Source organism: Nocardia sp. NPDC059229 (assembly GCF_042754165.1).
Classification (GTDB): domain Bacteria; phylum Actinomycetota; class Actinomycetes; order Mycobacteriales; family Mycobacteriaceae; genus Nocardia.
The window spans coordinates 488,810-513,046 of sequence record NZ_JBHZAK010000002.1 but is presented as its reverse complement, the minus strand read 5'-3'; the positions used below and the strand labels follow the sequence as shown (position 1 = coordinate 513,046).

Annotated in this window: 26 protein-coding genes; 21 read left to right on the top strand and 5 right to left on the bottom strand. The window is 69.6% G+C overall.

Features of this window, described 5'->3' with window-relative positions; translation table 11 throughout:
• Nucleotides 1-193: 193 nt before the first annotated feature.
• The 12 genes from ACFXHE_RS08680 to ACFXHE_RS08625 all read left to right on the top strand — a co-directional run bounded on the left by ACFXHE_RS08680 (nucleotide 194) and on the right by ACFXHE_RS08625 (nucleotide 11,705).
• Nucleotides 194-1,231: an NrtA/SsuA/CpmA family ABC transporter substrate-binding protein gene (locus tag ACFXHE_RS08680; protein WP_379381254.1), complete on the top strand. Its 1,038-nt coding sequence runs from the start codon at nucleotides 194-196 to the stop codon at nucleotides 1,229-1,231.
• Nucleotide 1,232: 1 nt separating this feature from the next.
• Complete coding sequence (locus ACFXHE_RS08675; protein ID WP_379381252.1) at nucleotides 1,233-2,213, top strand: ABC transporter permease; 981 nt, start codon at nucleotides 1,233-1,235, stop codon at nucleotides 2,211-2,213.
• Complete coding sequence (locus tag ACFXHE_RS08670; protein WP_379381250.1) at nucleotides 2,210-2,980, top strand: ABC transporter ATP-binding protein; 771 nt, start codon at nucleotides 2,210-2,212, stop codon at nucleotides 2,978-2,980. Before ACFXHE_RS08675 ends, ACFXHE_RS08670 begins: the two co-directional genes overlap by 4 nt.
• Nucleotides 2,977-4,002, top strand: coding sequence for an ABC transporter substrate-binding protein (locus ACFXHE_RS08665; RefSeq protein ID WP_379381248.1), 1,026 nt, complete (start codon nucleotides 2,977-2,979; stop codon nucleotides 4,000-4,002). Before ACFXHE_RS08670 ends, ACFXHE_RS08665 begins: the two co-directional genes overlap by 4 nt.
• Nucleotides 4,003-4,099: 97 nt before the next feature.
• The gene (locus tag ACFXHE_RS08660) at nucleotides 4,100-5,335 is read left to right on the top strand and encodes an LLM class flavin-dependent oxidoreductase (RefSeq protein WP_379381246.1); all 1,236 of its coding nucleotides are present in this window, start codon (nucleotides 4,100-4,102) and stop codon (nucleotides 5,333-5,335) included.
• Nucleotides 5,332-6,501, top strand: a complete 1,170-nt coding sequence (locus tag ACFXHE_RS08655) for an LLM class flavin-dependent oxidoreductase (RefSeq protein ID WP_379381245.1) — start codon at nucleotides 5,332-5,334, stop codon at nucleotides 6,499-6,501. Before ACFXHE_RS08660 ends, ACFXHE_RS08655 begins: the two co-directional genes overlap by 4 nt.
• A 46-nt stretch (nucleotides 6,502-6,547) precedes the next feature.
• On the top strand, nucleotides 6,548-7,495 hold the full coding sequence (locus tag ACFXHE_RS08650; RefSeq protein WP_379381243.1) for an ABC transporter substrate-binding protein: 948 nt from the start codon (nucleotides 6,548-6,550) through the stop codon (nucleotides 7,493-7,495).
• Nucleotides 7,496-7,892: 397 nt separating this feature from the next.
• Nucleotides 7,893-9,422, top strand: a complete 1,530-nt coding sequence (locus ACFXHE_RS08645; protein ID WP_379381241.1) for an ATP-binding protein — start codon at nucleotides 7,893-7,895, stop codon at nucleotides 9,420-9,422.
• Nucleotides 9,419-9,853 (top strand): roadblock/LC7 domain-containing protein, encoded by a 435-nt coding sequence (locus ACFXHE_RS08640; protein ID WP_354832976.1) that lies wholly within the window; start codon nucleotides 9,419-9,421, stop codon nucleotides 9,851-9,853. The genes ACFXHE_RS08645 and ACFXHE_RS08640 overlap by 4 nt, the downstream gene beginning before the upstream one ends.
• Nucleotides 9,850-10,197, top strand: a complete 348-nt coding sequence (locus ACFXHE_RS08635) for a DUF742 domain-containing protein (RefSeq protein WP_379381239.1) — start codon at nucleotides 9,850-9,852, stop codon at nucleotides 10,195-10,197. The genes ACFXHE_RS08640 and ACFXHE_RS08635 overlap by 4 nt, the downstream gene beginning before the upstream one ends.
• The gene (locus ACFXHE_RS08630; protein ID WP_354832972.1) at nucleotides 10,172-10,768 is read left to right on the top strand and encodes an ATP/GTP-binding protein; all 597 of its coding nucleotides are present in this window, start codon (nucleotides 10,172-10,174) and stop codon (nucleotides 10,766-10,768) included. The genes ACFXHE_RS08635 and ACFXHE_RS08630 overlap by 26 nt, the downstream gene beginning before the upstream one ends.
• 145 nt (nucleotides 10,769-10,913) lie before the next feature.
• The gene (locus ACFXHE_RS08625) at nucleotides 10,914-11,705 is read left to right on the top strand and encodes an alpha/beta fold hydrolase (RefSeq protein ID WP_379381237.1); all 792 of its coding nucleotides are present in this window, start codon (nucleotides 10,914-10,916) and stop codon (nucleotides 11,703-11,705) included.
• Here ACFXHE_RS08625 and ACFXHE_RS08620 read toward each other — a convergent pair whose 3' ends face one another.
• On the bottom strand, nucleotides 11,706-12,494 hold the full coding sequence (locus tag ACFXHE_RS08620; protein WP_379381236.1) for a helix-turn-helix domain-containing protein: 789 nt from the start codon (nucleotides 12,492-12,494) through the stop codon (nucleotides 11,706-11,708). It lies immediately after the preceding gene.
• Nucleotides 12,495-12,787: 293 nt separating this feature from the next.
• On the opposite strand from ACFXHE_RS08620, the gene ACFXHE_RS08615 reads away from it, so the two are divergent.
• From ACFXHE_RS08615 to ACFXHE_RS08585, 7 genes are all read left to right on the top strand, one after another.
• The gene (locus tag ACFXHE_RS08615) at nucleotides 12,788-13,969 is read left to right on the top strand and encodes a 2-deoxy-scyllo-inosose synthase (RefSeq protein ID WP_379381235.1); all 1,182 of its coding nucleotides are present in this window, start codon (nucleotides 12,788-12,790) and stop codon (nucleotides 13,967-13,969) included.
• A gap of 7 nt (nucleotides 13,970-13,976) precedes the next feature.
• Entirely contained in the window at nucleotides 13,977-15,278 is a 1,302-nt protein-coding gene (locus tag ACFXHE_RS08610) for a DegT/DnrJ/EryC1/StrS family aminotransferase (RefSeq protein WP_379381233.1), read from the top strand.
• The gene (locus ACFXHE_RS08605) at nucleotides 15,275-16,480 is read left to right on the top strand and encodes a GNAT family N-acetyltransferase (RefSeq protein WP_379381231.1); all 1,206 of its coding nucleotides are present in this window, start codon (nucleotides 15,275-15,277) and stop codon (nucleotides 16,478-16,480) included. Before ACFXHE_RS08610 ends, ACFXHE_RS08605 begins: the two co-directional genes overlap by 4 nt.
• Before the next feature lie 27 nt (nucleotides 16,481-16,507).
• Nucleotides 16,508-17,647 carry a cytochrome P450 gene (locus ACFXHE_RS08600; protein ID WP_379381229.1) on the top strand — a complete coding sequence of 380 codons (1,140 nt, stop codon included), beginning with the start codon at nucleotides 16,508-16,510 and terminating at the stop codon, nucleotides 17,645-17,647.
• 28 nt (nucleotides 17,648-17,675) lie between these two features.
• Complete coding sequence (locus tag ACFXHE_RS08595; protein WP_379381227.1) at nucleotides 17,676-19,295, top strand: MDR family MFS transporter; 1,620 nt, start codon at nucleotides 17,676-17,678, stop codon at nucleotides 19,293-19,295.
• Between the two features lie 150 nt (nucleotides 19,296-19,445).
• Nucleotides 19,446-20,096, top strand: coding sequence for a GNAT family N-acetyltransferase (locus ACFXHE_RS08590; RefSeq protein ID WP_379381406.1), 651 nt, complete (start codon nucleotides 19,446-19,448; stop codon nucleotides 20,094-20,096).
• Between the two features lie 12 nt (nucleotides 20,097-20,108).
• Nucleotides 20,109-20,273, top strand: a complete 165-nt coding sequence (locus ACFXHE_RS08585; RefSeq protein ID WP_379381225.1) for a hypothetical protein — start codon at nucleotides 20,109-20,111, stop codon at nucleotides 20,271-20,273.
• Between the two features lie 28 nt (nucleotides 20,274-20,301).
• On the opposite strand, the gene ACFXHE_RS08580 is transcribed toward ACFXHE_RS08585, so the two are convergent.
• The 3 genes from ACFXHE_RS08580 to ACFXHE_RS08570 form a co-directional block, all read right to left on the bottom strand.
• Nucleotides 20,302-21,504: an FAD-dependent monooxygenase gene (locus ACFXHE_RS08580; protein WP_379381223.1), complete on the bottom strand. Its 1,203-nt coding sequence runs from the start codon at nucleotides 21,502-21,504 to the stop codon at nucleotides 20,302-20,304.
• A complete protein-coding gene (locus tag ACFXHE_RS08575; protein WP_379381222.1) occupies nucleotides 21,501-21,974 on the bottom strand; it encodes a GbsR/MarR family transcriptional regulator in 474 nt (157 codons plus the stop codon). Before ACFXHE_RS08575 ends, ACFXHE_RS08580 begins: the two co-directional genes overlap by 4 nt.
• 104 nt (nucleotides 21,975-22,078) lie before the next feature.
• The gene (locus tag ACFXHE_RS08570; RefSeq protein WP_379381220.1) at nucleotides 22,079-22,537 is read right to left on the bottom strand and encodes a MarR family winged helix-turn-helix transcriptional regulator; all 459 of its coding nucleotides are present in this window, start codon (nucleotides 22,535-22,537) and stop codon (nucleotides 22,079-22,081) included.
• A gap of 91 nt (nucleotides 22,538-22,628) precedes the next feature.
• Here ACFXHE_RS08570 and ACFXHE_RS08565 point away from each other — a divergent pair, with 91 nt between their 5' ends.
• Nucleotides 22,629-23,420 (top strand): hypothetical protein, encoded by a 792-nt coding sequence (locus tag ACFXHE_RS08565; RefSeq protein WP_379381219.1) that lies wholly within the window; start codon nucleotides 22,629-22,631, stop codon nucleotides 23,418-23,420.
• A 50-nt stretch (nucleotides 23,421-23,470) separates the two neighbouring features.
• Here ACFXHE_RS08565 and ACFXHE_RS08560 read toward each other — a convergent pair whose 3' ends face one another.
• The gene (locus tag ACFXHE_RS08560; RefSeq protein ID WP_379381217.1) at nucleotides 23,471-23,680 is read right to left on the bottom strand and encodes a hypothetical protein; all 210 of its coding nucleotides are present in this window, start codon (nucleotides 23,678-23,680) and stop codon (nucleotides 23,471-23,473) included.
• Between the two features lie 92 nt (nucleotides 23,681-23,772).
• Between ACFXHE_RS08560 and ACFXHE_RS08555 the strand changes: the two genes are divergently transcribed.
• Complete coding sequence (locus ACFXHE_RS08555) at nucleotides 23,773-24,195, top strand: pyridoxamine 5'-phosphate oxidase family protein (protein ID WP_379381215.1); 423 nt, start codon at nucleotides 23,773-23,775, stop codon at nucleotides 24,193-24,195.
• Nucleotides 24,196-24,237 lie beyond the last annotated feature (42 nt).

The following is a 24,237-nucleotide window of genomic DNA, read 5'->3' as shown; positions in this document are numbered from 1 at the left end:
AGCACGGCGCGCCGGTCCGGTAGACCCGAGCTTTCCACTATGTGGAAAGACGAAAGGCGAATGGCCATAAGGCCTTCGATGGAGGCCTGTCAACCCTTCCAATCCTCGGAATGGATTACCTCGCTCCGGTCGCGTGGGATCCCTACTGTCCCAGGGCATCGCTGGACCGTTCCGAATCGAAGAGGTGCCCACCATGTTCCGCACGCGCCGGCCACACCGTTGGCGTCACGCCCTCGTCCTGGCTCCCGTCGTCGCCCTGCTCGCCGCGTGTGGCTCCGGCTCGACCGACACCGGTTCCGGTGAGGTGGTGCTCAAGGTCGTCGACCCGGGCAATGCCGGGCCATTGGCCGTCGGCAAACGCGACGGAACCTTCGACAAGGCGCTCGCACCACTGCACGCCCGCGTCGAATGGGTCACCACCACACCGGGTTTCAGTTCCATGTTGAAGCTGTTCAACACCAGGGAGCTCGACGTCTCCGACGCTGCCTTCAGTCCCGTCGTAGGCGCGCTGTCCAAGGATGTCGCCGTGCGCATCGTGTCGGTCTCCGATCCGGCGGGCAAGGATCAGAGCGGCATCCTGGCCGCCCCGAACTCGGGCATCCACTCCGTCGCCGATCTGGCCGGCAAGCGGGTCGCGGTGAATCCGGCGGGCAAGGGCGAGTACATCCTGCTGCAGGCCCTCGCACAGGCCGCGGTGCCCGCCGACAGGGTGACGCGAGTCCCCTTGCAGCAGAAGGACGCCGCCACCGCATTCGCCACCGGCAAGGTCGACGCGTGGGCCTCGTTCCTGGTGCCCTATCAGGAGGCCAAGGCCAACGGCGGCGTCGAGATCGCCACCGAGCAGTCCATCGGGTCCAAGGACAACACGGTGTTCGTGTTCCGCACCGAGGTCGCCGACAAGCACCCCGACATCGCCGCGAAATTCCTGCAGACGGTGCAGCAGCTCACCACCCAGCAGCGTGGCAATCCCGCCGACTTCCAGAACGTCTTCGACAAGACCGGCCCCCGTGCGCTGAGCGGCCCGCGCCTGACCGACGCCATCCGCCTGGGCGGCGATGCGACCGTGCCGCACCTCCCGACCGACAGCGACGCCGCGGACCTCGCCACCATCGTCAAGCTCTTCCGCGACAACGGCGTCATCTCCCGCGACATCACCGCCGCCGACATCTTCTACGACCTGAAGTCCAAACTCACCCCGGACCAGCTGGCCGGGCTGCAGCCGGGACGCTGACATGGCCACTTCCGCCGCGCCCGCCCCGCAGCGGGCCTCGGGTATCGACGACGACCCGCCCGGCACGACCGAGAATGAGAACCGTTCGGCCGCAGCCGATCCCGCCTCGGACGCGATCGGTGACAACGCGGCTGGACGTGCGACCGCGGCCGCCCCGGACCCGGGCGCGGATCGATCCGGATTGGCTCCGCCCCGGGCGCGGGTCGAACGGCGCAGGCCCGCATGGGTTTCGCTGCCGCTGCGATTCGTGCTGCCCGCGCTGATCATCGCCGCCTGGTGGATCGGGTCGGCCACCGGGGCATTGTCGCCGCAGGTACTCGCCGGTCCGCCCAAGGTGTGGTCGGCGCTGCTCGAGCTGGCCCGCAGCGGCCAGCTGACGGATTTCGCGCTGGCGTCGTTCACGCGCGCCGCGCTCGGCGTCGCGCTCGGTGTGACGGTCGGGATGGCGCTGGGCCTGCTGGCCGGATTGTCCAGTCTCGGTGAGGAACTGGTGGATTCGACCCTGCAGATCGTGCGCGCGGTGCCGTTCCTGGCGCTGGTGCCCTTGTTCATCGCCTGGTTCGGCATCGACGAGCTGTACAAGGTACTGCTGATCGCCGTCGCGACGGTGGCCCCGATGTACGCCTACACCTACCTCGGCGTCCGCAATGTGGACCGCAAGATGGTGGAGGCCGCGCGCGGCTTCGGGCTCACCGGAGTCCGGCTGGTCGCCGAGGTGATCCTGCCCGCCGCGCTGCCGGGGGTGCTCATGGCCCTGCGAGTGTGCCTGTCCATCAGCATCACCGGCCTCATCGCCGCCGAACAGGTGGGCACCACCGAGGGCGTCGGCTATCTGGTGACCCTCGCCCAGGAATACAACCGCACCGACTACATGGTGCTGTGCGTGGTCCTGTACGCGCTGCTCGGACTGGTCTTCGACGGCGCGGTGCGGCTGGTCGAACGGCTGGCCATGCCGTGGCGGCGACAGGTGGCCCTGCGATGACGACACCGCACGCGACGACCACCGCACCCGACACCGCGTCGTCACTGGCGGTCTCGATCACCGGACTGCGGAAAGCCTTCGGCGAGAAGGTGATCCTCGACGGTGTCGACCTGACCATCCGCCGCGGCGAGTTCGTGGTGCTGCTGGGCCCCAGCGGCACCGGCAAGACCACCCTGCTGCGCCTGCTGACCGGACTCGAGCGGCCCGACGCCGGCGAGGTGCTGGTCCCGCCCGCCCGCACCACCGTCTACCAGGAGCCGCGCCTGGTCCCGTCCAAGCGGGTGCTGGCGAATGTGACCATCGGGCAGCGCCGTTCGCGTGCGACGCGCGACGCCGGGCTGCGCGCGCTGGCCGAGGTGCAGCTCGCGGGCAAGGCCCGCCAATGGCCCGCCACGCTCTCCGGCGGGGAGGCCCAGCGGGCCGCCCTGGCCCGGGCGCTCGTCCGCGAGCCCGATCTGCTGCTGCTCGACGAGCCGTTCGCCGCACTCGACGCCCTCACCCGCCTGCGCATGCAGGACCTGGTCGGCGACCTGGTGGCCCGCCACCGCCCGGCCGTGCTCATGGTCACCCACGACGTGGACGAGGCGGTACGGCTGGCCGATCGGGTGCTCATCCTCGACCGCGGCCGTTTCGCCGTGGATCAGGCCATCGACCTGCCACGGCCGCGCGAACGCACCGATCCGGCCGCCCTGCGCCACCGGTCCGCCTTCCTCACCCAGCTCGGCGTCGACCGTCCGGACACCGAAAACCCCAGGAGCACTTCATGACCGACACCCTCTGGTACACCCGCTGCCCGGTCCCCACCGCCAGCGGGCTCGCCCACAGCCTCGGCTGGCTCGGCGCCACCGCCGAACGCAACGGACTGGCCTTCGGCGTCCTCCAGGACGCCGCACCCGAACTCGCGATCCGCCACTTCGACCACGATCTGCCCGGCCTCATCCGCGAGGGCGGCAATGTGCCCGCCCTGGCCGCCCGCGCCCAGGGCTCGCCGACCCGGCTCATCGGCCTGACCTGGATCGACGAGGCGCAAGCCATTGTGGTGGGCCCGGATTCGCCGGTCACCTCCGCCGCCGAGCTGGCCGGGCTGCGCGTCGGCATTCCGGCCTGGGCGCGGGACCGAGCGCGCAGCTTCCCGCGTGCGATGGCGCTGCACGGCTTCGCCAGTGCCCTGCGCCTGGGCGGCCTGACGCTGGCCGACGTGCGCGTCATCGAGCTCGGCGTGGAATCGAATCCCCAGGTGCGCACCGAGATCCAGCAGCGCGACCGGAGCCTCACCTGGGGTGTGGCGGAGCTGCTCGACGGCACCGTGGACGCCATCTACGTCAAAGGCGCACGCGCACAGGAGGTCGCCCAGCAACACGGGCTGCGGGTCGCGGTCGACCTCGACGTCACCGAGTCCAAGCGGCTACGCGTCAACAACGGCACACCCCGCCCGCTGACCGTCCACCAGCACCTGCTCGACACCCGCCCCGACGTGGTGATCGGCTTCCTCACCCAGACCCTGCGCGCCGCCGACTGGGCCACCACCCACCGCGACGACGCCGCCGAGGTGCTACAACGCGAAACCCTGTCCGGCCCCGAGGGTGTCACCGCCGCCTACGGCACGGACTTCAACATCGGCCTGCACCCGTCGCTGTCCGGCGAGCGCCTCGAGCTGCTCGCCGTCCAGCAGCAGTTCCTCTACACCCACGGCTTCCTCGCCGCCGACTTCGACCTCGGCTCCTGGATCGCCCCCGAACCCCTCGAACAGGCGCGCGCCCTCGTCGCCGCCGGACAGGCCGCAGCATGATCGAACCCCGAGGGCGCTCAACCGCTCCCGCCGACCTCGCCGCGCGCCACAAGCGCGGTGCGCGCAAATCGACCAGCGCCGCCACGGAGGTGCGGGCATGACCGAATACCTGTGGCGGCTGCCCAGCCGCGGCGACGGCCGCCGCGCCGATGCCGGGCTGCGACACCGCGGCCGGAGCGGCAGTCCGATCCCCGCCGTCGATGCCGAACGGAATCGGGCCGGGCGCAACGTTATCGGAGGCGCGCCGGACAACGGCCGAGCACCCGCTCTCGGCGTGGTCGGCGCTGGTTCGGCCGAGGTGGGCGGGTCGGCGAGCGTCGAGGCCCGCTCGGTGGATCCTGCCGTGACCGATGTCCGGGCCGGGCGGTTCGGGCCGTTCGACGACCTGCACCAGGTGGTGCACGCCGCCGAGTTGTCCGGTCTGGACGGGGTACTCGCGTCCTACGACCCGGCGGGCGAAGAGTCGTGGATCGTCGCGGGCGCGGCGCTGCGGGCCACGCGGCACGCGCGCGTCGTCGTCGACTTCCATCCCGGCTTCGGGACACCGGTCTACGCGGCGAAGGTTTCGGCGTCCCTGCAACGGTTCTCGGCGGGGCGACTGGGCTGGCGGCTCGCGGTGGACACCGACGCCGACGACGCGCGACAGCGCGGTGACCGCGTCACCGGGGACGATCGGTACGCGCGGGCAGCGGAATTCCTCACCGTGGCGCGCGGTGTCTGGAACGAGAACCCGGTGCCCGCGGCCGGATTCCGCGGCACCGGGTTCGACTACGCGGGGGAGTACTACGACGTCATCGACGGCGGATTCCGGGGGATCCTGTCCGGCCTGCCCTTCCCGGCGGTGTACCTGAGCGGGGATTCGACCGCAGCGCTGGAACTTTCGGCACGGCACGGCGATGTGCACGTCTTCACCGAGACGCCGCAGGGTCTGGACGCGTCCCTCACCGAACTGCGGGCGCTGTCCGCCGCGGCCGGGCGCACTGTGCGGGCGGGCGTCGAGGTGCCCGTCATCGCCCGCGAGACCGAGACCGAGGCGTGGGCCCGGGTCGAAAGGCAATGGCGCGAACTGTATCCGGACGGGCCGGGTGCGGAGGCGCTGGACCTCGGCGACGGGCGCTGGGCGGGCTTCACCCAGCTGGGATACCCGCAGGCCATCGGCTTGGTCGGCAGCTACGAGCAGGTGGCACGGCAATTGCGGGCGTACGCCACGGCCGGCGTCGACACCGTGGTGCTGTCCGGGCACCCGCACCTCGAGGAGGTCTACCGCGCCGGGGAACACCTGCTGTTCCTCGCCGACCCGACCGGCCGCACCCTGAAGGAGGCCACCGCATGACCATCGACATCTATTGGCGCATCGGCATGGAGGGCGATCACGCCTCGCTGCGCACCCCGCGCCGCTACAACCGCGGCCACGCGGGCGGCTACGGTCCCGGCAATATCGCCCCGGCCGTGCGTGCGGGCGAACTCGACGGCTACAGCTACCTCGATCACGCCGCGGCCGTCGCCCGCGCCTCGGAATCGGCCGGGTTCCTCGGTGGCCTGCTGCCGTCGTTCCCCATCACCGAGGACCCGTGGGCGGTGGCCGCCGCTCTGGCCCGCGAGACCACCACCTACCGGTTCATGGTCGCCTTCCAGCCCGGATTTCTGCACCCGGTGCAGGCCGCGCGTATGTCGGCCAGCCTGCAGCGCGCTACCGGCGGGCGGCTGGTCTACAACATCATCAGCGGCGGCGGGGGACCGGCCCAACTGTGGTGGGGCGACAAGGTTTCCCACGACGACCGCTACGCTCGCACCAGCGAATTCCTCGAGGTGCTGCGCGGAGTATGGGACGGCGAACCCCTCGACCACGAGGGCCGCTTCTTCCGCACCGAGGGCGCGGCACTGCCGCCCGCCCTGGCCGGGCAACCGTTCCCGGAGGTGTACTTCTCCGGCTCCTCACCCGCCGCCGTGCAGGCCGCGGGCCGCCACGCCGACTACTACCTGTCCTGGCTCGAGCCCTTCGCCGACCTGCGCGCCAAATTCGACGGCGTGCGCGCCCACGCCGAACGCACCGGCCGCGCGCCGAAGTTCGCCGTCCGCATCGACATCGTGGCCCGCCACACCGCGGAGGCCGCCTGGGCCGAGATCGAGCAGGGCTGGGCCTTCGTCGATCGGGACGCCGCCAACCGCGCCGCCCGGGGTGACTCGGTGGGTGCGGCCCGCATCCAGGGCTGGGTCCCCGAAACCATTACCGGCTATCGGGATCTGGAGGTCCAGCCCAATGTCTGGTGCGGGTTCAGCCTGATTCGCGGCGGACCGGCCTTCGGCCTGGTCGGCAGCTACGAGCAGGTCGCCCAGCGCCTCGACGAACTCATCGACCTGGGCGTGGACGCGTTCATCCTGGCCGGGAACCCGCACCTGGAAGAGGCGTACCGGGTCGGTGAGGAGGTGCTGCCGCTGCTCGGCCGCTCCCGCCTCACCGTACCCGGCCCGGCCGCCACTCTCGCCGCCACCCGCTGACCACCGCGACCACATCCCCGAAAACCCGCATTCACCAGGAGATTTCATGAGCATCCGCGTCGGGTACTTCCCGCACAACAACTCCCTGTTCGTCCTGCGCCACCGCGGCATCCTCGAACGCGCCCTGCCCGAGGTGGAATGGGTCGATCTGCGGGCACTGCCCAAGCCCGCACCTGTCGACGTGAAAGCCGCCCTGCCGTCCCAGCATTCGGACTGGCTGTTCGCCGAGGGCGGCTACGACTTCATCGGCACCGGCTTCACCCCGCCGATCACCGCCCTGGGCAACGATCGCGACATCGTCTACGTCGGCATCTCCGGCCCGCGTATCGAGAACGGCCGCCTGGTCGCCCCGGCCGGGAGCGGCATCGAGACCGTCGCTGACCTGAAGGGCAAGCGGGTGGGCATCGCCCACGGCTCCTGGCAGACCACCCTGCTGCTGTTCGCCCTGGACCGCGCCGGCCTCGGCTGGGCCGATATCGAACCGGTCGACACCGATATCCACGATGGTGGAAACCTGCTGCGCACCGGTGAACTCGACGCCTGGGTCGGCGCCTACCCGGCGCTGGCGGCGCTCGAAGCCACCACCGAACTGCACACTCTCGTCGACACCGAGTCGGTGTTCAGCCACCCGTCACTGTGGTTCACCCGCCGCGAATTCGCCGAGCAGCACCGCGCGGAACTGGAGGCGATCATCGCCGCCCTGCAGGAATCCGACGCGTGGATCGCCGAGAACCCGCGCGCGGCCGCACAGTACTTCGTCGACGATATCGCCGCCCGCGGCGGCACCGCCGACCTCGATGCCTGGGAGGCCGCCCTGCGTGACCGGCCCTTCGGCGTCGGTCCGGTGACCGCGGAGTTCCTCGATGAGCAACAGCGCGCGGCGGACCTGCTGACCGCCAATGGCTTGCTGCCCCGGCGGATCGATGTGCGCGCGGCGGTCGTTCCCTGGATCGCCGATGCGGTCACTGCCACGGCGGTGGCCACCGCCGGCTGAGGTTCGCGCGAGCAGTGCCCGTTGCCGCGTGGCATTCGGTGGAGACGATTTGCTGGAGCGGTCTCCACCGAATGCCACGCGGCGTTCTGCTGCGGGAACCGGGAGGTTGCCGGTGTGCAGGCAGGGGCGAGGGCGCAGGTGAGGGGCGGAGACAGCATGGAATCCGGGTTGGTGGTCGAGTGACCAATTGTCGGGCCGTGGACCTCGGGTTCGGATCGCCCGGGTGACCGGGTCCTTCCGCACGGGGGCTTCGGGGTGCAAATCGCGGTGAAATGCTGTGAGCTGCATGGGCTCCGGGTTGCGGTTTGCCCGGAGATACCGAAAGGTTAGGGGAGACAGAGGATTCTGCTATGGTGGCTCCGCCGATTTCAGGATCGGCCGGACGACAAGAGAATTGATGAATCAAGACAACGCCGTGCTGCTTTCCTGGGTTCTCGCTGCCGCGCTAGTATTCGCCGTGGTCGGGCTGCTGTTTCTGTGGCGTGCCATGCGCGCCGAACGCGGGCGGGTTGCTGCCCTGCGCGCCGAGCAGGCCAACCGTGACGTCGCGGTCGAGGACATGATCGTGAACCTGACCGAGAACGTCGTGCCCGCCATCGGTGCCGCCGTGCGACGCTCGGACCCCGACAACCCCACCGTGGATCTGCCGATCGTGCTCGAGCAGTCGCGCATCGCGGAGCTGGTGTGGCAGTGGACTGCCCGCTGCGGCGAGGAGCTGCAGAAGGTGGCCATCGAGACCCGCGACCGGGTCCGGCGCGAAGCCGAGACCGAAGCGCAGCTCGTGGTGGCGCAGGCCGAATCCGAGCGGGAGACCGCGGTGGCCCAGGCCGAGGAGGTGGCCCAGCTGGCCATCGCCCAGGCCGAGGAGGCCGCCCGCGTCGCCGTCGCGCAGGCCGGAGAGGCCTCGCGCAGCGCGGTCGCCGAGGCCGCCGACACCGCCCGCGCCCAGGTGGAGGGCTCCGCCCGCGAGGCCACCTCGGCCGCGGTGCGCGCCTTCGGCGCCTCGGTGGTGAGCCTGGGCGCGGACGTCAGTCAGGTGCTCAGCGCCGCGCTGCGTCAGCACCGCAACGACGAGACCTTCGAAACGCTCACCCGCATCGACCATTCCGTGCAGCAGATGATCCGCCAGGCGCAGTCCTACGTGATCGTCTGTGGTGGTCTGCCCGGCCGTCGCTGGCCGCAGCAGACCCTCACCGACGTGGTGGGCGGCGCCACCGGCCGAGTCCGCGACTACACCCGGGTGCGCGCCACCGAGCTGGACCGCCCGGTCGTGAGCCGCGCGGTGGAACCGCTGGTGCACACCGTCGCGACCCTGCTCGACAACGCGCTGCGCTACTCGCCGCCGACCTCGTACGTGGACATCGGTTTCCAGGAGGGTCACCACGGCATCACGGTGATCATCGACGACGCCGGTGTGCGGATGAACCCCGAGCAGCTCGAGGAGACCCGCCGCGTCCTCGCGGGCGACCAGTTCGTCGACATCCACGCGCTGGGCCCGACCCCGCGCGTCGGGTTCCCCGGCGTGGCCGCACTCGCGCGCCGCTACGGCTTCTCCGTCTACATCGACGGCCCCAATATGTACGGCGGCATGCGCGCCATGGTCTTCATTCCGGAGACCCTGCTGGCCGCGCCCGCCCCGACACCCGTGGCCGTTGCCGCCCCGACCCCCGTGCCGGCGCCCGCCCGGATCCCGGCACCCGACCCGGAACCCACGGTGGTGGCCATGGATTCGGTGCCTCAGGAACTCACTCCCGGCGGCCTGCCCAAGCGGCGCCGTCGCTCGGCGTCGGTGTCGGTGGCGGCACCCGTGCGCCCGGTCGTCGTGGATGAGACATCCGCGCGACCCGATATCGCCGCTGCCTGGCACAGCGGCTCCCAGCGCGGTCGAGCGGCCGCGTTCGAGCACTCCGAAGGGATGACATCGTGACCGGTACGCCCGCGACCGCCGTCAGTGACACCAACCGGCTGGCCTGGTTGCTCGACGATCTCGAAGCGCCGGGGGTCCGGTTCGCCGTCCTGCTATCGGAGGATGGCCTGCGCATCGCGCACACCGGTGGCGTGAGCATCGACGACGCCGAGCGTTTCGCCGCGGCCGCCTCCGGCCTGCGGGCCCTGGGCAAGGCGCTCGCCGAGTTCTGCGGCGGCACCTCCGACAATGCGGTGCGCCAGAACATGACCGAGTACGCCGACGGCATGATCTTCATCACCGCCGCCGGAGCCGGTGCGCTCCTGGGTGTTTCGACCACCCAGGACGTGGATGTCAGCCTGGTCGCGCACCGGATGAACGAACTGGCCCTGCGGGTCGGGCGTGAGCTCGGCAGTATGTCGCGGACCAGGGCGGATCTGCCGCGCTCATGAGCCGGCCGCGGCGCGACCCCGATCTGGTCCGGGCGTATGTGCGCACCGGCGGCCGATCGCGCCCCACGCGGGTGCTGGATCTGGTCAGTCTGGTTGTCGCGGTGGCCGATCCGGCCCCCGGCGCGTCGGCCGACGCCCGCCGCATCATCCAGCTCGCCCGCCGCGGCGTGCTGACGCTGGCCGAGTTGGCGGCCTATCTGGACCTGCCGCCCTCGGTCGTGAAGATCCTGGTGGCGGATCTACTGGACAGCGGTCATCTGGCCATCCCGACCCCGGTGGAAGCGCTACCGGGCAAAGCCCTCTTGGAGGAGGTACTCGATGGACTCCGCGCTCTCTCCGCATGAGCGCGTCGTCGACTATGTGCCGCAGACCGTCACCCGCACCGTAAAGTTGCTGGTGGCGGGGAACTTCGGCGTCGGGAAGACCACGTTCGTGGGCAGCGTGTCGGAGATCCGGCCGCTGCGCACCGAGGAGACGATCACCGAGGCCAGCGTCGGCGTCGACGATATGGCCGGGCTGCCGGGCAAGACCACCACCACGGTGGCCATGGACTTCGGCCGCATCACCCTGAATCCGCGTCTGGCGCTGTACCTGTTCGGCACGCCCGGCCAGCGCCGGTTCGTGCCCATCTGGGAGGACCTGGCCGTCGGTGCGCTGGGCGCGCTGGTGCTGGTCGATACGCGCCGGCTGGAGAAGGCCGACGAATCGCTGTCCATCCTCGAGGAGCGCGGTGTGCCGTTCGCGGTGGCCGTCAACGACTTCGAGGGCGCGCCCAAGCATCCGCTCGACGAGGTCCGCGATGCGCTCGACCTCGACCAGGGCACGCCGCTGATGCGGCTCGACGCCCGGGACCGCAATCCGTGCCTGCAATCGCTCATCACCCTGGTCGAGTACCTGTTGGAGCCGCGCGTCTAGCCGTATTTTCCACGGGCAGAACATCATTCGTGGTGAAAGGCCCGGCCGGGCCGTGCGCGTGACGCATCTCGCAACGCCATCCATCCGAGCTGGAATCTGCGCTACGGTGAGCGCTTCCTGCCGGGTGAAGCGAAAGAGTTTCGGAATGCCGTTTGCGAGCCGCGGATCGGTCAAGATCCACTACACCGATACCGGCGGGCCGGGGCCGGCGGTGGTGTTCGGGCACAGCCTGTTCATGGACCAGGAGATGTTCGCCCCGCAGATGGACGCGCTCGCGCCGGACTACCGGATCATCGCCATCGACTCGCGCGGTCACGGGGCCAGCGAGGACGACGAAACCCCGTTCAGCTACTGGGATCTCGCCCGTGACGCCTGGGCGGTGGTGGACGAGCTGGGTCTCGAGCGCGTCGTGGTGGGCGGGGTCGCGCACGGCGGGTTCACGGCCGTGCGCATGGCGCTGCTGGCGCGGCCGCGGGTGGCGGGGCTGATCGTGATCGGGTCGAGCGCGGCGGCCATGACGCCGCAGCGGCGTGCCGGGTACCGCGAGGTGCTCGACATGTGGGCGAGCAGCGCGACCCCGGGGCCCACCATCAGAATGGTGTGCTCGCTCATGATCGGGGGCACCGCCGCCGATCAGCAGCCGTGGCGGGCGAAATGGGCCACCGCACCGCGCAATCGGATGCGGTTGGCGGGCGAATGCCTGGTCAACCGTGACTCGGTGCACGAGCTGCTCGGTGACATCGACTGTCCGGCACTGGTGATCCGCGGGCTGGCCGATCAGGCCACCAGCGCCGAGGAGGTCGCGGAACTGGCTGCGGCGCTGGGCAGTCCGGCCCCGGTGCACACCATCGCCGGGGCCGCCATGACACCGAACCTCACCCACCCCGGCGAGGTCAACGCACTGCTGCGGGAGTTCCTCGCTGCCCTGCCGTCCTGATCAGGTCTCGACCAGTCCGAGGAACAGCTGGTGCGCCGGCCCCGGTGCGGTCCCGCGATAGCGCTGCACCCGCACGTCGAACACGGTGGCGGTGCGTGGATCGCGCAGCGTGAAGGTGGGGTCGTGGCGGCCGATGTGCACATGTCCCGCGGTCCACAGCCGCCGGAAGTCGGGTTGCTCGCCCAGTTCCCGTAGCAGCTGCTCGATCTCGTCGCGGTCGCGGGACCCGGCGGCGTAGGCGCGGAAACGCCCGACCATCAGCTGAGCCTCGCGCTCCCACTCCTCGACCACGAGGCGTGCCCGCGGGTCGGTGAACATCCACCGCAGCACGTGGCCGTGCCGCGACAATCCCGGTAGCGCCGCGTCGAAGGCGCTGTTGCACGCCACCACATGCCAGCCGTCGTCGAGGGCCGCCGCCAGATGCGGCAGTAGCGCGTCCAGAATGGTGCGCACCGCGCCGACCGCCGGATCCCCGCAGCGCAGCGCCCGCGCGAACGAGGCGGCCAGGCGCTGCTGGGCCAGGTGGTAGAGGTGGATGCGCTCGGCCACATCCAGCTCCAGCACCGCCGCCAGCGAATCCAGAATGGCCGGGCCGGGATTGAGCGCCTCACCCTGTTCGATCTTGGCGATGTAGCCCAGGCTGGCGTGGGTGGCCTCGGCCAGCTGCTTCCGGGTCAGGCCCGCCGGATGCCGGCCGGTGGCCCGTGCGCGCCGCTCGCGCACGAACTCGGCCAGCGTGGGCGCGCGCAGCCCCTCGGCGGTCTGCAGCCCGAATTCGTTGTCGGCCAACGGCATCCCCTCGAACAGATCAGCGTGCCTCCACCCTAGGTGCCGGCGCGCCGCCGGGTGCGGTGGAACGACGAGCCGGGGTGCCCGGATGCGGCGGTACCACCGCCGGTGGTCGCGGTGCGGAAACCTGTTTCGCGCAGTGGTGCTCGCGAATTCGCCTGCTCATGACTGGGGTATCCGAGCGGTTGCCAAGCGGGGAGCTCGCATTCGATATTGGCCGTGCGAGGGACGGCAGCGGCGCCGGCCGGGGAGTCGATGGGGGTATCGGCGAATAGCGAGGAGCGGCACCGGAAATGGCCAGTACTTCATTGTCGGGCGACGAATCGGGGCTGCGGTCGCGCCCGATAGTGATCGGGGAACAATCGTTTCCCTATTATTTCGGCCGCGACTGCATCACCGAGATCGGTGCGGCCATCGCCGCGCTGGGCGCGGACCGGCTGGTATTCGTCACCGACGACGAGGTGCTGTCGCGCTACCGCCGTGATATCGACCGGCTGGCCGGATCGATTCCGTCCCTGATCCTTTCGCATCCGGCCGGCGAGTCGATGAAAACGCTGACCTGTCTGTCCGGCCACCTGGAAGCCGCTTTGCGCGCAGGCATCACGCGACGGTCGGTGGTGGTGTCCTTCGGGGGTGGCGTGCCCGGCAATCTGGCGGGGCTGATGGCGAATCTGCTGTTCCGGGGTGTGCGGCTGGTGCACGTGCCGACCACGACCATCGCGGCGATGGATTCGGTGCTCTCGCTCAAGCAGGCCATCAACAGCGGAGTGGGCAAGAACCATCTGGGCACCTATTACGCGCCCGAGGCGGTATTCACCGACGTCGAGTTCTTCACCACCCTGCCCGAGCGTGAATTGCGTTCGGGCCTGTGCGAAATGGCGAAGAACTGCCTCGCCATCGACCCGTCCGCATTGGCCGGGTTGCGGTCGGTCATCGGGAACATGACCGCACCGGATTCGCTGCTGTGGCTGCTGGACGCCAGCATTGCCGCGAAATCCGCGGTCACCCGGGACGACACGTACGAGCGCGGCACGGGGCTGGTCCTCGAATACGGTCACACCGTCGGCCACGCCATCGAGATCTGCGATCATCGCATGCGCGGCGCGTCGGGTCTGCCGCACGGCGCCGCGATTGCGCTGGGGATGCTGGTGGCCGCGCACATCTCGCACGCGCGCGGGTGGCTGTCCGACGACGAGGTGAGCGTCCACTACGAGATCGTCACCGGTCTGGGGGTGGAACCCGCGCTGCCGGATTCGGTGCGTATCGACGATGTGCTCGCGGTGGTCGCCGACGACAACAAGAGGGGCTATCTGCCGCCTCGGCCCGATGCGGTGCCGTTCGTGCTGCTGCGCGCCCTCGGCCGCCCGGAGTACACCGGCGACCTGCCGCTGGTGCCGGTGGCGGTACGCGAGATCCGCGCCGCCCTCGACGTGATCACCCAGCCGTCGGCGTCCGCGCCGGTCGTGGTCGGGTAGGCCCGCCGTGCTCGCGATACACGGCGGCACGCCGGTGCGCTCGGCGCGCCCGTGGCCACGCTGGCCTCAGTACGACAATCGCACCGCCGCGGAACTGCTTGCCGCACTGCACTCGTCGCGCTGGTCGGTCACCTGGTACAGCCCGACCGGCGGCAAGTCCCGGGAGCGGATGTTCGGGGAGGCGTTCGCCCGCTACAACGGCGCGGACTACGGGGTCAGCGTCGACCACGGCTCGAGCGCCCTGGTCATCGCGCTCGAAGCGCTCGGCATCGGCCCCGGCGACGAGGTGATCGTACCCGCCATGACCTGGGTCGCCCCGGCCACCGCGGTGCTGCGGGTGGGCGCGGTCCCGGTGCTCGTCGACGTCGATCCCGCCACCGGCTGCCTCACCGCCGACCACCTCGGCGCCGCGGTCTCACCACGCACCAGAGCGGTCATCGTGGTGCACCTGGCCTGTACCGCAGCCGAACTCGACCGGATCACCGCGGTCACCGACGCCGCCGGGCTCGCGCTGATCGAGGACTGCTCGCAGGCCCACGGCACCCGATGGGCCGGACGCGCGGTCGGCACCTTCGGCCAGATCGGCGTCTTCAGCCTGGGGGCCGCCAAATCCCTCGCCGCCGGGGAGGCCGGGGCCGCGATCACCGGCAGCCACGAGCTCTACCGGCGAATGCTCATGCTGCGCGCCGACTCCCGCGGATACACCGACGGTGGTCCCGCGCCCGGGGAATACGAGCTCGTCGAGGACGGCACGGTCATGGGCGCGAACTATTGCATGTCCGAACTGACCGCGGCGCTGCTGCTCGACCAGCTGCCGCGCCTGGACGACCAGCACACGATCCGCGAGACGCGCGCCAAGGAACTCGAAGCGGGCCTGCCCGGAATCCCCGGCCTGGCACCCATTCCGGTGCCCGCCCCGGTGGATCGGCGTGCCGTCTACGAATACGGAATCCGTTTCGAGCCCGGCACTTTCGGTGACGCCACCGTCGACCAGGTGGCCGCGGCCCTCACCGCCGAACTGGGCACCAAGGTCTACCCGCCGCGCGCGCCCCTGCACCGCAGCGCCCTGCTGCGCCCGCACACCAAACCCCGCTTCGCGCGCTGGTGGGCCGACGCCGTCGAACGCGCCGCCGGTCGTCCCTTCCCCGGAGCCGACCACTACCGCGACCACACCCTGCTGCTGCACCACAGCGTGTTGCTGGGCCGGCGCGGCGACGTCGACGACATCCTGACCGCGCTCGACAAGGTGCGCACCCACGCCGCCGACCTGCCCGCGCACCCCGCCCCCGACCCGAAAGGCATGGCATGACATCGGAACTCATGGCGGACTGGGAGAGCCGCATCATCGACGGCATCATCACCCGCCGAGCCGTCGAATCGGACTGGGACGAGCTGCGCGGGCGGTATGCCCGCGCATTCGGCGGGGTGAAGACCCACGACTTCGAGGCGTGGAAGCGGCAGTTCCGGCTCGAGGACATCGCGGTGGTCGAGGACGTCTCGATCGCGCGGCAACCGCGCATCGTGGGGACCGCCGCGATCATCCGCACCACGGTGACCGTGCCCGGCGGCGCGCAGTTGTCGGTCGCGGCGTGCGCGCAGGGGATGGTCGCCACCACCCACCAGAAGCGCGGCATCTACGCCAAGGTCCAGGCCGAGCTCATGACCATCGCCATGGAGACCGAAGCGGACGTGCTGGCTGCCATGCCCGGCCCGGGCGGCAGCTACGCCTATGTCGGGGTCACGACGCACACTCGGCACCTGCGGATCGACCGGGGACGCGCGAAACTGCGGGTCTCCGAGCGGGATTGGGCGTCGGTGCGCGAGGTCGGGCTGGCGGAATCGGTGGGGGAGCTGCGGCAGATCTACGCGCTGTGGCAGCAGGCCACCCCGGGCGCACTGGATCGCGGCGAATCCTGGTGGGCGAGTGCCATCAGCCCGCAGTCTTTCATCATCGTGCACCCGGACGGCTACGTGATCTACGACCTGACCGGGAATACGGTGCTGGTCAAGGACTTCTGCGCACTCACCGTCGCCGCGCACCGGGAACTGCTGCGGTGCCTGCTCGGGCAGGGCGAGTACACGGAGATCCGGATGGACACCGCGCTCGACGACCCCACCCCGCTGCTGCTCGAGGACTCCCGCGTGGCCGCGGTGACCGGAATCGACGCGGGCATGTGGATGTGGATCCTGAACCTGCCCAAGGCCATCGCGTCGCGGGAATTCCGCGGCGACTTCCACGGGGTGGTCGAGGTCGCCGATCCATGGGGCCTCAGTTCCGGCGCGTACCTGCTCGACATCGCGGGTGGTCGCGGCAGCTGGTCGCCGGTCGAGGAGGCCGTGGCCGATGTCCGCATCGGCCCGCTGGAACTCACCACCGCCTACTTCGGCGCCCACACCCTCGGCGAGCTCGCGCGCGCCGGCCGCGTGGAGGAGATCGCCACCGGTGCCCTCGAGGCACTGGACCGCGCCTTCACCCCCGCGCGGAAACCGTTCAACACCACGCCGTTCTGATCGAACTCGCCTGAGGACAGCACCGCCATGACAATGCCGCTCCCTCCGTCCATCTGCCCGGTGACCGGGGTCGTCGGATCCGGGGTCACCCGGGTCACCACGCCCACGGGCGATCCGGCCTGGCTGGCCACCGGTTACGAGCTGGTGCGCGACCTGTTCACCGATCCGCGGCTGGGCCGCGCGCATCGCACACCGGAAACCGCGGCGCGGCTAGGGGAGTCGGCCTTCTCGGGCGGGCCGATCGGCAATTTCGACACCGAGCTCGAGGATCACGCGCGCATGCGCACCCTGCTGCAGCCGCACTTCTCGCCCAGGCGGATGCGGGAGTTGCGGCCGCGGGTCGAGCAACTCACCTCGGAACTGCTCGACGCGATGGCCGACGAGGGCTCGCCCGCCGATCTGCAGGCCGCGCTCGCCCTGCCGCTGCCGCTGCTGGTGATCTGCGAGCTGCTCGGGGTGCCGTACACCGACCGGAACCTGTTCCGGGACTGGGTCGATGCGGTCGGCAATGTCGCCGACCGCGCCAAGGTCGAGCAGGGGGTGGCCGAGCTGTTCGCCTACTGTCTGGAGCTGGTCGGGGAGAAGCGGCGCGATCCCGGCGACGACGTCGTGTCCCGGCTCTGCGCGATCGACGGCGTCGCCGACACCGAAATCGCCACGCACGCCATGGTTCTGCTGTTCGCCGGGCACGAGACCTCGGCGGTGCAGATCGGGGTCGGGGTGCGCATGCTGCTGGAGAATCCCGGCCAGTGGCGGCTGCTGCACGAACGGCCCGAACTGGTGGCCTCGGCCGCCGAGGAACTACTGCGCGCCTGCGACGCCAGCAGCCTGCCCCGGTACGCGCGCAGTGCGCTCGAGGTCGCCGATGTGGAGATCGCGGCCGGTGATCTGGTGCTGCTGGGCATCGCCTCCGCCAATCACGACCGGGCGCTGTTCACCGATCCCGAGCGCGTGGACATCACCCGGCAGGAGGCCGCGCACTTCCTGTTCGGCTACGGCCCCCGCTACTGCCTCGGTGCGCCGCTGGCCCGGCTCGAATTGCAGATCGCTTTCGGGCAACTCGTGCGCCGATTCCCCACCCTGACCCTCGCCGTCGACCCGGCCACCCTCGCCGAGCGGGACGAGGTCTTCACCGGCGGACTGACCGCGCTACCCGTGCGCTGGTGACCACCCTTCAGCACCGAGGACTCACGAAATGGCTCTCGCCACCACCGATTCCGCGCCCCTCGTCATGACACAGCGGCGCATCTGGCTCATCTTCGCGGCCCTGTCCGCCGGACTGCTGCTGGCCAGCCTCGATCAGATGATCACCGGCGCGGCCATGCCCACCATCGTCGGTCAGCTCGGCGGCGTCCCGCACATGGCCTGGACCACCACCGCCTACCTGCTGGCCACCACCCTCGTCATGCCGCTGTACGGCAAGTTCGGCGACTTGTTCGGGCGGCGCCGGCTCTTCCTGTTCGCCATCACCGTGTTCACGGCGGCCTCGTTCGGGGCGGCGGTGTCGACCGGGTTCTGGGAGTTCATCGTCTTCCGGGCGCTGCAGGGCGTGGGCGGCGGCGGGCTGATGATTCTGGCCCAGGCCACCATGGCCGATGTGGTGCCCGCCCGGGAACTCGGCAAGTACGGTGCGCCGATGGGCGCGATCTACGGGCTCACGGCGGTCGGCGGACCCATCCTCGGGGGCGAGTTCGCCGATCACCTCGGTTGGCGGTGGTGCTTCTGGATCAATGTGCCGATCGGGTTGGCGGCCTTGATCATTGCCGCACGATATCTGACCCTGCCCGGCAAGCGGCCGACCGTGCGGCCGGACTATCTCGGGGCGGCGCTGATGAGCACGGGCACCACCCTGCTCATCCTGATCAGCGACTGGGGTGGCAAACGCTACGGGTGGGGCTCGCCGACGATACTCGCCATGACGTTGACCGTGGCGGTGGTGATCTCGGTATTCATCGGCGTGGAATCGCGAGCCGCCGAACCGATGCTGCCGCTGCGACTGTTCCGCAACCGCACCTTCGCGACCACCTCGCTGCTCGGGTTCACCATGGGGCTGATCATGTTCGCGTCGGTGGCGTTCGTGCCGACGTTTCTCCAAATGGCCACGGGCGTCTCGGCATCGGCGTCCGGGCTGCTGTCGATCCCCATGACCATCGGCATGTTCCTGACCGTGTCCGTCACCCTGGGCGCGGTGACCCGCACCGGCCGCTACCGGGTGTACCCGCCACTGGGCGTGGTCATCATCGCCGCGGGCATGATCTGGATGACGCGCCTGGACGCACACACCCCGGCGTGGGTGGTGTCGGCGATGCTGTTCGTCATCGGACTGGGACTCGGCATGGTCATGCAACTGCTGGTGCTGCTGGTCCAGAACGCTGTTCCCGCAACTGATGTCGGGACCGCGACGAGTGCGAACAACTACTTCCGTGAGATGGGCGGCGCGCTGGGCGTCGCCATCTTCGGTTCCATCTTCACTCACCGCCTCACCGGCAATCTCGACGCCGCCTTCCGGGCGCACCCAGGCGAGGTGCTGTCCACCGCGGCCAACCCGGCGGCCCTGCCGCCGGCGGTCGTCAACCACCTTCCGGTGCCACTGCGCGATGCCATCGTCGGGGCCTACGCCCATGCGCTGGTTCCGGTGTTCGCCTACCTACTCCCCGGCCTGGCGATCGCCTTCATTGTGGCCCTGCTGATTCCACACATCCCGCTGGCGGACGTATCCGGTCTGGTCGCCCGCAAGGAGGCGATCCACGACGCCGACCGCGATCCGCGCGACGAGAAGGAACCCACGACGATCCTCGGCACCCCGCCCGCCTGACCCGATCCCGCCGCTGCGGACCGCGCTGTGCACTGGGCGGAGAATCTCGGCCGCCGGGCCGCTGGAGAGCCACGGATCCAGGGGCCGTAGGGTTGGGTCGAGCGGCGAAAAGTCGTGTGGGGCAATCGTGCAGGGGCGGGCGTGGCGTTGATGCTGTCGGGGAAGATCGTCGAATTGACCGAGCTGACGGTGGCCGATGTCGCGCCGCTGACAGCGGCGGCCTGCGAATCGCGCACCTCCTACACCCACGCCCACGTCCCCGCCGACAGTGCTGGCATGCGGCGCTGGGCGGACCAGGCGCTGGCCGCCCGCACGGCCGATCGGCAACTGCCACTCGTGATCCGCCGGGCAGGCTCCGGTGCCGTCCTCGGCACCAGCAGCTTCCACCTCGAACAGTGGCCCTGGCCCGCCCACGTCACCGCGCGACCCGACACCCCTGACGCCGTCGAGATCGGCTCCACCTGGCTGGCGCAGTCCGCCCAGCGCACCGGCGCCAACCGCGAAGCCAAACTCCTGATGCTCGACCACGCCTTCACCAACTGGCAGGTCCACCGGGTCCGCTTCCGCACCGACGTCCGAAACGCCCGCTCCCGCCAGGCCATCGAACGCCTCGGCGCCACCCTCGACGGCACCCTCCGCGCCGACTTCGCCGGCGCCGACGCCACCATCCGCGACTCCGCGTACTACTCCATCCTCGCCACCGAATGGCCCGCCCTCCGCCCGCAACTGCTGGCCGCGACCCAAACTCGAGAATCCACCGATCCGGACCTCGGCCTCCACCCCCACCGCGGCAGTGCGTAGTACAACTACACCATGGGAAGAGCGCCAACCGTCGTTCTCTACGTCCTCGCACTGATTGTCGTAGTCGTCGGCGTGGACATCCTCTTCTTCCGAAACCATTTCTGGGAACGCCTGATGGTGAACATCGGCATAGTCCTGGTCTTCGCAGCCTTCTACCTGAGGTTCCTGAAGAGCTAGCGCTGCGCGTATCTGTTGGGCGGCCACGTTATTCACGGCCGACCGGCGTGGAGTGGTGTGAATCGAGGGCGGGTGGGGTCCAGTCCCACAGGGGAGCAGACTTACGGGCAGCGACGGCACCGCCGGCCATCTGCGTGAGCCGGGTCATGAGCCCGTACGTCAGTGGGTTGGTGGACAGACTGATTTTCGGGTCCTGGCGAGCCAGGTGTTGCACCCGTTGGCTGCGGGGTCGGCGGAGTCGGTCGTAATGCGCCAGGGCGGTGGGGATGTCGGTATCGTCCGAGAGCTGCGCAGCGAGCACCGTCGCGTCTTCGAATGCCTGGCAGGCGCCCTGGGCGAGGAATGGAGTCATGGCATGGGCGGCATCGCCGAGCAGCACCACCCGATGGCGGGTGTAGGTGTCCAGCGGATCGAGGTCGTAAATGTCGTGCCGTAGTACCGATTCCGGCGGTGTCGCATCCAGCAGGGCGGGTATCGGGTCGTGCCAATCGCCGATCCGGTGGCGGATCTCTGCGAGATCGTCGTCGTATCGGGTGTCGGGCCGGTCCTGGCGGACGGTCAGGAACCAGAACACCCGCTGTCCGGGCAGCGGGTGGGCGCCGAATCGCGCACCGAGACCCCAGGTCTGGAATCCGTCGACCGGCCACACCGAACCCGGTGCGGAGACGCCACGCCAGCACAGGACACGCTGGAAGACCGGCCCGGAAGCATTCGGGAAGACCGATCGGCGGACCGCACTGTGAATCCCGTCGGCTCCGACGACCATGTCGGCCGTGGCCTGCCCTTGACCATCCGGTGTGCGGTAGGCGACCACGGCCCCGCTGTCGGATTGCTCGACACTGGTGACTTTGGCTGAGGCGCGCACACATTCGGCAGGAACGTGCGCAAGCAGCGCGTCGTGCAGATCGGCGCGATGGTTGGCCAGCAGCGCGGTGTCGCGTCCCGGGCGGAATCTCATGAGATAGCGACCGGCGGGTGTGCGCAATGTCGCTCCAGCCTGCGTCGGGACCGACACCGCGCGCAACGTGTCGCCCACGCCCAGCGCGTCCGCCGCTCGCACAGCATTGGGTGCGAACGACCAGCCGGCCCCGATCTCGCGAAGACCGGGGCGTCGTTCCAGCACGGTGACCGACCATCCGGCCCGCCGCAGCCCGATCGCGGCGGCGAGCCCGCCGATACCGCCACCGGCCACTATCGCCGTCCGCTCACCGCGAGTCGATGAGGTCGTCACATTTCATCCTTTCGGAAGGGAAGGGGTTCCTCGGTGAGACGCTTGGTCATCCAGTCGTAGACCTCGTACGCGCTCCGCAGTCGCCGGACACGGGCGGTGTCGGTCCCCGCCAATTCCATTCCGGCGGCGGTGACATCGCGGAATGCGGCCAGGCTGGCCACGCGCCGCCGAACCACGGTTTCCCACGCGTCGTCGTCCATCCGGTAATAGTGGGTGCGCTCGCCGGGCTTCGTGCGTCGCCGCAGGAAACCGGCGTCGCTCAGTACCCGCATATTGGTCGCAAGCGACGCCCGGCTCGCACCGACCGCCGCCGCAATCTCCTCAGCCGACTGCTCTGCCGGATCGCAGATCATCAACCACCCCAGGATCCGACCCGCAATGGGTGGCACCCCGTACTCCGCGGTGCAGAACATCGCCACCTGCTCGACCCACTCCAGCACCCGCTCACGCTCGGAATCCGGCCTATCCATCCCACCGGCCTTTCATGTTGAAGTCGACCGGGTTCGAGTCCTCGACTACCGCCGCACCGGAGGCCGTTGAGCCGATCGCCGGCAATCGAACCGACGAAACTCGGTCAGTCCGCCTGCGGGCCGAGTTCCTTGTCGAAGCCTTCCTCGACACGGGTCAGGAAGCCGATGATCAGAGTGAGTTCCTCGACCGAGTAGGCGGACAGGGCGCGCCGCCAGGTGCCGAGGAGGGGACCGTAGAGGGGGGCGATGTCGGCCCGAGCGCGTGCATCGTTCAAGTGGATCAGGACACGCCGCCGGTCGGCGGGATGCCGGACGCGAGTGACGAATCCGGCTTTCTCGAGCCGGTCTACCAGACCGGTCATGGAGGCGGTGGTGAGACCGGTGAGTTTCGCCAGTTCACTGGATGTGCGCGGGCCCGACTGCAGCAGTTGCAGTACCTGCATGTCGGTGGCGTTGATACCCAGGCGCGCGGCGGCGCTCTGATTCATTCGCATGCCGCGTTCGGCCGTACGGCCGATTCCAGCCAGGGCGGCGTCGATCAAATCCGTTTTCCTCGTTGACATCTCACAAGCCTCTCGCCATCCTTATTACTAGGTAACCTAGCAATCAAGTTCCCGTGTATTCAAGATAGTCAATCGAAGGACTGTGCGAGTCATGTCCCGATCACCGTTCCCTGCCCTTGCCCTCCTGGGCGTCACATTCGTCGTCGTCACCGCACCCGCGGCGGTGGCCGAGCCCGACTCCGGCGCGGCCTATCTCGGGCGCTGGAACTACGACTTCCCCGACCACTCGACCATGGTCAACTACGCGACCGAGAACATCCCCGGCGTCCCGGACGGGCCGCAGATCGGCGACATCATCTTCACCTCGTCCGCCCCCGGGCGGGTCACCGGGCGCACCGACGTGGGCTGCACCTGGGAATTCAAGTCCATAGCCGACGGACTGACCCTCGACCCGCCCAACCAGACCTGCCACAACCCCACCTTCGGCTACTCCTACACCACCACCGCCTGGACCGTACGGGCACACGGCGACAAGGAAACCGAATCCATTACCGCCCTCAGTCATCACCAGGACGCCGACTACACCTTCACCCTGCAACACGGGGCGCGTACCAGGGTCCGCGAGGACGACCCGGACGCCGCGAAAGCCTTCGAGGGAAACTGGTCGGCCAACAACGCACCCCAGGGAAACGTCACGCTCGCAAGGAATTACGGCGACCGGCTGGTCGCTCGCACCGGCGATGGCTGTACCTGGACGCTCGTCTCCCGCGGCGACACCGCCAAACTCGATCCCCCCGCCCAAACCTGCACTCAGGGCGATTCCGCTGTGACATTACGTTTCTGGACCATTGCCGACTCAGGCGATCACCAGATCTCGACCATGACCGGCACCGACGCCAAGGGTGACCCCATCATGATCAACAGCGAACTCACCCGGCGCTGAGGGATGTGTCCACCCTCCCACGGCCCGACCGACCGGCGGCCACCCACAGGTCAGACGAGTTCGACCTCGTCGAAACGGACGATGAAGCTGTGGCGGCGTTCGCTCAGGACGCCGCCCTCCCGGTGGACCAGGCCCTCGCTGAAGTCGATGCGTAGTTCTTCCCGGTGCTTGTCGACGGTGCGCACGACGCCGCAGATTCCGGTGAACGGCCCCTCCGGGAAGTACACGACGTCGCCCGGACCATATTCGGTAAAGCCCACGCGGCCACAGTAATCCACGCTGCTGTTCTTTGCCTGTGGGCGCGCTGCGTGATCGCCACCGTTCCGCCCGATCGATATGACATGGTGGACCGATGGCCACCTGGAGAGAGTTCGAGCATGCCGCGCCCGAACTGGCCGCCGCCGTGCGGGCCAGGTTCGAGGCGACCAAACACCACGTGCTGGCGACCATCCGCCGCGACGGCGCACCGCGGGTCAGCGGTACCGAGGTCGAGTTCACCGAGAAGGATCTGAAATTCGGATCGATGGCCGATGCGGTGAAGGTCCGCGACCTGCAACGCGACGGCCGCTGCGCCCTGCACGCCAACCCCGGCGACGGTTCCATGGACGGCGGCGACGGCAAAGTTTCGGGGATCGCGGTCGAAATCCCGGTGCGGGACGGCAATTCGTTCCGGCTCGATATCCGAGAAGCCGTGCACACCACGGTCGACGGCGACGAACTGGTCATTCGATGGTGGACACCGAACAACGGATTGCGCGAGATCCGCCGGAAATAGCCGGTCGGGCCCGCGTCGAATCACCCTCGGTGCGGGCTCGAG